The sequence below is a fragment of the Phormidium sp. CCY1219 genome, assembly GCF_055795085.1.
This window is the reverse complement of sequence record NZ_JAYFEQ010000622.1, coordinates 1-7,496: the sequence shown is the minus strand read 5'-3', so window position 1 is coordinate 7,496 and position 7,496 is coordinate 1. Positions and strand designations below refer to the sequence as shown.

Here is a 7,496-nt window from a genome sequence, read left to right as displayed (position 1 = left end):
GTGGGGAAAAGCGCCTTTAAAAGTCCGACTTTGGACTCTTTAAGAATCCCTCGGATTTATCCGTAGGGAGTATCAAAAGTGGTTGTGGGCATGGTGGAGAGAGTCTTCCCCCAGTGGGAGCCTAGAGGGCGATCGAGAGACGCCGCGATCGCGCAAGCTGCGCGGGTGTCCCTGAGTGCGATAAGTTGATAAAGAGAACGATTTCAAAGTTTCGGCGATCGCGACCCCGGATGCCAGGGGGGGCAAAGCCTGCCCAAACGATGCCGCAGCCTCAAGGTTGTTGCCTAAACCCGACAAAAGAAACCATAAATGAGCATTCCAACTTCAGTGCTGGAAGACTTGCTGCAAGCGATGCCCCAGCTTCGGCCTCAAATTTACTTCAAATCTTCCCTCACCGCACTGTCCCATGCCATGGAAGATCAAATATTGGCCGGGGCAGATCGAGCGTTAGTGGTTGCTTGCTTCCAAAGAGAGCGATTTTATCGCCAAGAAGCGCACCGATATCGGCGGATAGGGACGACAACCGACCAACTGTACGTGCTGGCGGCACCGGAGACCGAATTTAAAAGCGGTTCGGACGTTCACGAAACCGTGGCATTTGAACCATCAGACGGCTTAGCCAACGAGTGGCACTTATTAGTGCTTGCCGAGCAATATGCCTGCTGCTTGGTGTGTCGCGAAAGCAATAGCAATGGGATTGCCGACTCGGAACTGAACGGAATGGATCAAGCGCGACGGTTTGAGGGGATATGGACCTTCGATCGCCTAGTTTGCACCAAAGTCGGGGAACTGTTGCTCGAGCGAGTTCGCATCTATCGCCCCGAATTAGACGCCAAAATCGATCGCGCCTTCCACACCTACAACTTAGGCGTCAAACCCGACAGCGACGCCCTGGGCGGCTTCCAAAACGTAGATCCAGGCCCATTTGCCCAAAGGTTAGTCACCTACCTGCAAGCCGGCCAGCACAAATTACTCAAAACCTACCGCTCGATCGCCGCCCAAGAAAGACGGGAACGTTCCATCAACTCGATTACCACCGCCATCCGCCAATCCCTCAATCCCGCAGACATCTTCCAAGTTGCCGTGCGCGAACTGGGACAGGCCCTCGATGTTTGTCGCTGTTTGATTTATCGCTGCAAAGAAAGCGATGCCACCGCCACCATCGATCGCGAATATTTAGGCGCATCCGTGCCCTCCCTGGCGGGACAAACTTGGCCGCTACAAGATAATCCCCTGTTTCGCGAAGTCGTGGAAGCCCTCGCCCCAGTGGCGGTAGAAAACGCCCTCACCGATCGGCGGATTGCCAATTCCAAAACCCTGCAAACCCTGATGCAAGAGTGGCAGATTGGCTCCTGGTTGATGGTGCCGGTGCTTTATAAAAACCAAGTAGTGGGCATGGTGGAATTGCACCAGTGCGGTTGCGACCCTCGGGTATGGGACGCCGAAGAGCTCACCTTAGTCGATGCGATCGCCACCCAAGTGGGGGTCGCCCTGATTCAAGCGGAAGCCTATGCCAACCTTGAAGGTCTCAACCAACAACTCGAAGCCCTCGATCGCACCCGCAGCAATTTAATCGCGATCGCCGGCCACGAACTTCGCACCCCCTTATCCACCATCCAAGTCTGCCTCGAGAGCCTATCCTCCGACCCGGATATGCCCGCCGAACTGCGACAGGTGATGCTCAGCACCGCCTTAGACGATGCCGAACGCATGCGAACCCTGGTGCAAGACTTTCTCACCCTCTCGCGCCTGGAAAGCGGACGAGTGGAGTGGAATCCCGAACCCCTGCCCTTGCTCGAATGCGTGGAACTGGCCCTGAGCAGCATTCGCACCCGCGCCAATTCCTCCTCCCATGAAGTCCCCGAAATCTCTACCCATCTGCCCGACAACCTGCCCTTAGTGCGCGCTGATGGGGAGTGGTTGGTGGAAGTTCTCTCGAAATTGCTGGATAATGCCTGCAAATTTACCCCCGCCGATGGGGAAGTCAAGGTAGAAGCCCAGTTAAACCGCGATCGCTTCATTCAAGTCTCGATTTCCGATACCGGACGCGGTATCCCCTCCGATCGCCTGGAAGCCGTTTTCGACCGCTTCTATCAAGAAGAAGGTGCCCTGCGGCGCTCCACCGGCGGCACCGGCTTGGGTCTAGCTATCTGTCGCCAAATCGTTCATGCCTGGGGCGGCACCATTTGGGCCACCTCCGAAGGCAAAAACCAAGGCAGTCAGTTTCATTTCACCATCCCCACCGATGCCTCGGTCTCCGACTCCCCCTCTCCCTCCCCCAAATCTACCCCCAAATCTCGCCGAGGCAATCGCTCCTCCCGGGGACAGCGCCATCAGGCTAGCGGCAAGCGAAAGTAGCCTCCCTCACCCCCACCCTGCCGCAAACGACCCCCCAACTCCCCCCCTCCAGCTTCACAAATTACCAATAACCAACCGACAACCCCGCAAATTTAAAGAACTGTTACAGTTCTTTAATAAATCTGTAGACCCAAGGGGTGTCAGTGGTACGATGCCCTAAAAATTGCCTCTTGTAAAATCCGGAGTAAAATATGGCAGAAACATTGACGGGAAAACCGCCAAAATTCGGTGGCAGCACTGGCGGATTGCTCACCAAAGCCCAAATTGAAGAAAAATACGCCATCACCTGGACCTCCTCCAAGGAGCAAGTGTTTGAAATGCCGTCCGGCGGTGCTGCAATTATGAACGAAGGTGAAAACCTTCTGTATTTGCCGCGCAAGGAACACTGCCTCGCCCTGGGAACTCAATTCCGGACCAAATTTAAGCCCAAAATTGAGGACTACAAAATTTACCGGATTTACCCCAACGGCGAAACCGAGTACCTGCATCCGAAAGATGGCGTCTTCCCGGAAAAGGTCAACGATGGTCGTCCTTTTGTGGGCAAGATCGACCGCAACATCGGCAGCAACCCCGAACCCGCCAAACTCAAGTTCAGCGGCAAAAACCCCTTCGATCCCAACCCCGAAGGCTAAACCCGCTGCCCTGAACCGATTGGCTGGCGCGATGTTCTGTGCCCCCCACCCCAGGTAACGACAGTAGCACGGTTCGCCGTGCTGCTTTCGCCCACCTAGGGGAGGATCCATCGGCTAACCTCATGCCCCAGCCCCGCAGGGATATACCGATCTGTGGCTGGGGCATCTTTGTCCGCATCGAGGGCAACATGGACTTGCCTCGCTTTTGTCTAGGACAACCGCAGCGTAAATCACGGGTAGGGTGGGCAAATATTTGCCCACCCTACAGGTAGTGATTAATGGGAGGATTTGCGGTTGTCCTATTCTCCCTACCGCGATCGCAGATAATCGGTAGGATTTCCAGGGAGTTTTTCTGATGATTTTTCCAGATTTTTCGCAGTTTTCCGAACTGAGCCGTCGGGGTAATTTCGTCCCCGTCTATCAGGAATGGGTCGCCGACCTCGATACCCCAGTTTCCGCTTGGTACAAGGTTTGCGCGGGACAACCCTATAGCTTTTTGCTCGAATCCGTAGAAGGGGGTGAAACCCTAGGGCGCTATAGTTTCCTCGGCTGCGATCCCCTGTGGATTTTGGAGGCGCGAGGCACCCAAACCACTCAAAAACATCGCAGCGGCGAGGTGCAGGTCTTTGAGGGCAATCCGTTTGCTACCCTCGAACAGTGCCTCCAGCCTATCGATCCGGTGCATTTGCCGGAATTGCCCCCTGGGGTGGGCGGATTGTTCGGATTTTGGGGCTACGAGTTAATTCGCTGGATCGAACCGAGGGTGCCCACCTACGCGGCGCAAGAGGAGGATTTGCCCGATGGGTTGTGGATGCAGGTGGATAATCTGCTGATTTTCGACCAGGTGAAGCGCAAGATTTGGGCGATCGCCTACGCGGATTTGCGAACTTTACCCCAAAAAGCAGCTTACGATCGCGCTTGCGATCGGGTTGTGCGCTTGGTGGCTAAACTGCAACAGCCCATTTCCCACAGCGAAACCCTCCTAGAATGGATTCCCCCGGCCCGTCAAGCGCAACCGCAAGCTCCAGAATTGCGTTATACCAGCAATACCACTCCAGAGCGCTTTTGCCAAAATGTCTTAAAAGCGAAAGATTATATCAAAGCGGGGGATATTTTTCAAACCGTCCTGTCGCAACGATTATCTGTAGGGTATGAAGGAGACCCCTTTGCCCTTTATCGTTCTTTGCGATCGATTAACCCTTCTCCCTACATGGCCTATTTTCACTTCCAAGATTGGCAAATCATCGGATCGAGTCCGGAAGTGATGGTGAAAGCAGAATGCACCCCTGATGGGAAAAAATCAGCCCTAGTGCGCCCGATCGCCGGAACCAGGCGGCGCGGTTTGACCCCCCAAGAAGACCGGGAATTGGCCGCCGACTTGCTGCAAGACCCGAAAGAAGTCGCCGAACATGTGATGTTGGTGGATTTGGGTCGCAATGATTTGGGAAGGGTCTGCGTCAAAGGCAGCGTGACCGTAGATGAGTTGATGGTCATCGAGCGCTATTCCCACGTGATGCACATTGTCAGCAACGTGCGCGGGGAACTGTCCCCTGAAAAGAGTGCGTGGGATTTACTCCAAGCCTGTTTTCCGGCGGGAACCGTCAGTGGTGCCCCGAAAATTCGGGCGATGGAAATTATTTACGAATTGGAGGGTTCTCGGCGCGGGCCTTATTCCGGCGCATACGGATACTACGGGTTTGAGGGCGAGTTGAATACCGCGATCGCCATTCGCACGATGGTGGTCCGCCGCAATGGCCCGGGGAAACATACCGTCTCGGTGCAGGCCGGGGCCGGAATCGTTGCCGATTCGCAACCAGAAATGGAATATCAGGAAACCCTGAATAAGGCAAAAGGCTTGTTAGAAGCCATCCGCTGTTTGAAAGGAAGTCACTCGCCCCAGGAGTGAGGGTTTTCTCCCGATTCAAAGCTGAGTCATCTGGTTGCTGGGAATGGCCCGGCTGGGGTTGCCCGGTTTCATAATCACCGCTTTGTAAGGGATGACGCCGATTTCTTCGCTGCCAATACAGCGGGCGGCTCCTAGGGAAAGGTCTAAACTACGCGGGGGAATGTACGGACCGCGATCGTTGATCCGGACAATGACCGAATTGCCCGAATGCAAATTGGTGACTTTCAGATAGGTGTCGAAGGGTAAGGTGCGATGGGCGGCGGTCATTTCCTGTTGGTCGAACAATTCCCCGGTGGCGGTGAGACGATGGTGAAAGTACGCGCCATACCAGGAAGCTGTACCCTGTAGGGTTTGATTGGTTTCCACTAGGCCATAGATCTGTTTTTGGGCTTCCACGAAGGAAACGGGCCGGGCAGATAGGGCGATGCGGAGATTGTTCAGCCATTCGATCGCTAGCAAATCCCCGCTGCGATCGAGTTGGTTGGCAAGATGGCGGGTAATCGCAAATAAAGGGCGGACGCCGGCTTGCAAGACGGGTACTCCACCAATCTGAGCGAGTTGCAGGCGATCGCCCTGGGCATCCGGGTCTTGCAACCATTGTTGCACTCGATAGGCGAGCAAATCGGCAATGCTGCGATCGGGTAGTTGGGCAATGAAATATCCTTTCACCCAGACCTGAAATGCAGCGGTCTGGGATAATGGCATCACGGGTGTGGTCGCCTGGGAATGCCGGGAAAAATGTTGCCCGATCCATTGGGCGGTTAAGTCGCGATCGTCTCGCGTCATGTTTTGCTGAGCAAACGGATGCACGGTCACGACTTTCACCGTGACGGGGGCTGTGGTGGGGGGTTTTGCCGTGGCAGTTTTCGGTTGCCACAGGTTTTGCAAAAATCCCACCGGGGTGGCAACGGGAAAGCGCTGTGCTGCTATCGTATTGCCCGGGGCGAGATGCCTTGGGGGGGATTGCCACGCGATCGCTTCCCCGCCCAGTTTCGGCACTTGGTTCGTCTGCTTGGGTTGAGAAATACAAGCACTCTTCTGTGCGGGTTTGAACCAATTCAGGGCGGTAGTAAAGGGCTGGATGTTCCGCGTCTTGGAAGGGCGCTGGTTTGCGGAAATCTGCAAGTTTTTCCCCGGCAAAGTCCTGGCCCGGGGCGGGTTTTGGCGTTGGGAGACCGGGCGGCGGCGATCGGGTTTTGCGGCCCTGCGGCCCGGGTGGGGGCGACGGCGATCGCGCAACTCGAAATTCTGGGTCATCGCCGATAACGTTTTGCCAGAAAACGGTGTGGCATTGGCGGCGGTGGAATAATTGATTGATGTTTGGCTGGATAACCACAAACTGCTCAAACAGCAGGTCATCCAGACCAGTCCGAGAAATTGCATAAGCGTTTTTTCGCGAGTTGTAAAGTCACTCAACGTCCGGGTGAATGTGGTCTAGAATATCTCGATTTCACCCCTAAAGCAAGAGGGACTCTGGTGGGGTTTTTTCTGTTCCTCCGGTGGGGAATCAAGCCCGATCCCCGGCGGAAACTGCTGTTTCGTTTGTTTGGAATAGAGGTTAATATGAGTGGGTTAAAGTTTTACATTGTTGATGTTTTTGCGGTAGAAAAATATAGCGGAAATCCATTGGCGGTGGTGACGGGAAGCGCCGCGCTGTCGGATGTCCAGATGCAACGCATTGCTAAGGAAATGAATTATTCCGAGACGACGTTTGTTCTCTCGGAGGCAGTACGGGAAGGGGGCTATGATGTCCGCATCTTTACGCCAGAGCGGGAATTGCCTTTTGCGGGTCATCCGACTTTAGGGACGGCTTATATTCTCCAAAAGGAGATAATTAAAGCGCCTATCGAACGGGTGGCGTTGAATCTGAAGGTGGGCCAAATTCCGGTGATGCTTTATTATCGCGAGGGGGAGGTGGAGATGTTGTGGATGCAGCAACAACCACCCAGGTTTCTGTCGGTTTTAAACCGGGAAACTGTGGGTGAGGTTTTGGGTTTGGAATTGCGGGATATGGATTCTCGGTTTCCGGTGCAACAGGTTTCTACTGGGGTGCCTTTTGTGATGGTTCCGTTGCGGAATTTAGACGCATTAAATCGCGCAAAAGTCAACCGAGATAAGTATTTTAAATTGATTGCGGAGATGGAGGCGAAATGTCTGTTTTTGTTCTGCCCGGAAACTCGTCATCCGGAGAATCATCTCAGCGCCCGGATGTTTGCGGATTATTTGGGGGTACCGGAGGATCCGGCAACGGGCAGCGCTAATGGCTGTTTGGCGGGCTATGTGGTGGAATACGGCTATTTGGATTCGCCACCGATGCCCCTGCGGGTGGAACAGGGACATGCGATCGCCCGCCCATCCCTGTTATGGTTAAACGCCAGCAAGCAGCAAGGTGAGATATCCGTCTCCGTGGGCGGCCAGGTAATGTTAGTCGCCCACGGCGAACTGCTATAGCACACCATCTCTCATTTTCTCACGTAAATTATGCTGCACATAATATCTCAATATCTCACATTATCCGTAGTTCCACAATTAAAGCGGGGGATTGAAATCGCGCCTTTGCAAGCCACAATTAAAGCGGGGGATTGAAATCGCGCCTTTGC

5 protein-coding genes are annotated in these 7,496 nt (G+C 54.4%); 4 read left to right on the top strand and 1 reads right to left on the bottom strand.

Annotated features, from left to right (window positions below; translation table 11 throughout):
* The first annotated feature begins 309 nt into the window (after positions 1-309).
* From AC0QH1_RS17760 to trpE, 3 genes are all read left to right on the top strand, one after another.
* Complete coding sequence (locus AC0QH1_RS17760; RefSeq protein ID WP_324632582.1) at positions 310-2,358, top strand: DICT sensory domain-containing protein; 2,049 nt, start codon at positions 310-312, stop codon at positions 2,356-2,358.
* A 191-nt stretch (positions 2,359-2,549) separates the two neighbouring features.
* Positions 2,550-2,990 carry a photosystem I reaction center subunit II PsaD gene (gene psaD / locus AC0QH1_RS17755; RefSeq protein ID WP_324632581.1) on the top strand — a complete coding sequence of 147 codons (441 nt, stop codon included), beginning with the start codon at positions 2,550-2,552 and terminating at the stop codon, positions 2,988-2,990.
* Positions 2,991-3,345: 355 nt separating this feature from the next.
* Positions 3,346-4,896, top strand: coding sequence for an anthranilate synthase component I (trpE, locus tag AC0QH1_RS17750; protein WP_324632580.1), 1,551 nt, complete (start codon positions 3,346-3,348; stop codon positions 4,894-4,896).
* Between the two features lie 15 nt (positions 4,897-4,911).
* On the opposite strand, the gene AC0QH1_RS17745 is transcribed toward trpE, so the two are convergent.
* Entirely contained in the window at positions 4,912-6,279 is a 1,368-nt protein-coding gene (locus AC0QH1_RS17745; protein ID WP_324632579.1) for a septal ring lytic transglycosylase RlpA family protein, read from the bottom strand.
* Between the two features lie 180 nt (positions 6,280-6,459).
* On the opposite strand from AC0QH1_RS17745, the gene AC0QH1_RS17740 reads away from it, so the two are divergent.
* Positions 6,460-7,347, top strand: coding sequence for a PhzF family phenazine biosynthesis protein (locus AC0QH1_RS17740; RefSeq protein ID WP_324632578.1), 888 nt, complete (start codon positions 6,460-6,462; stop codon positions 7,345-7,347).
* The last annotated feature ends 149 nt before the right edge of the window (positions 7,348-7,496 follow it).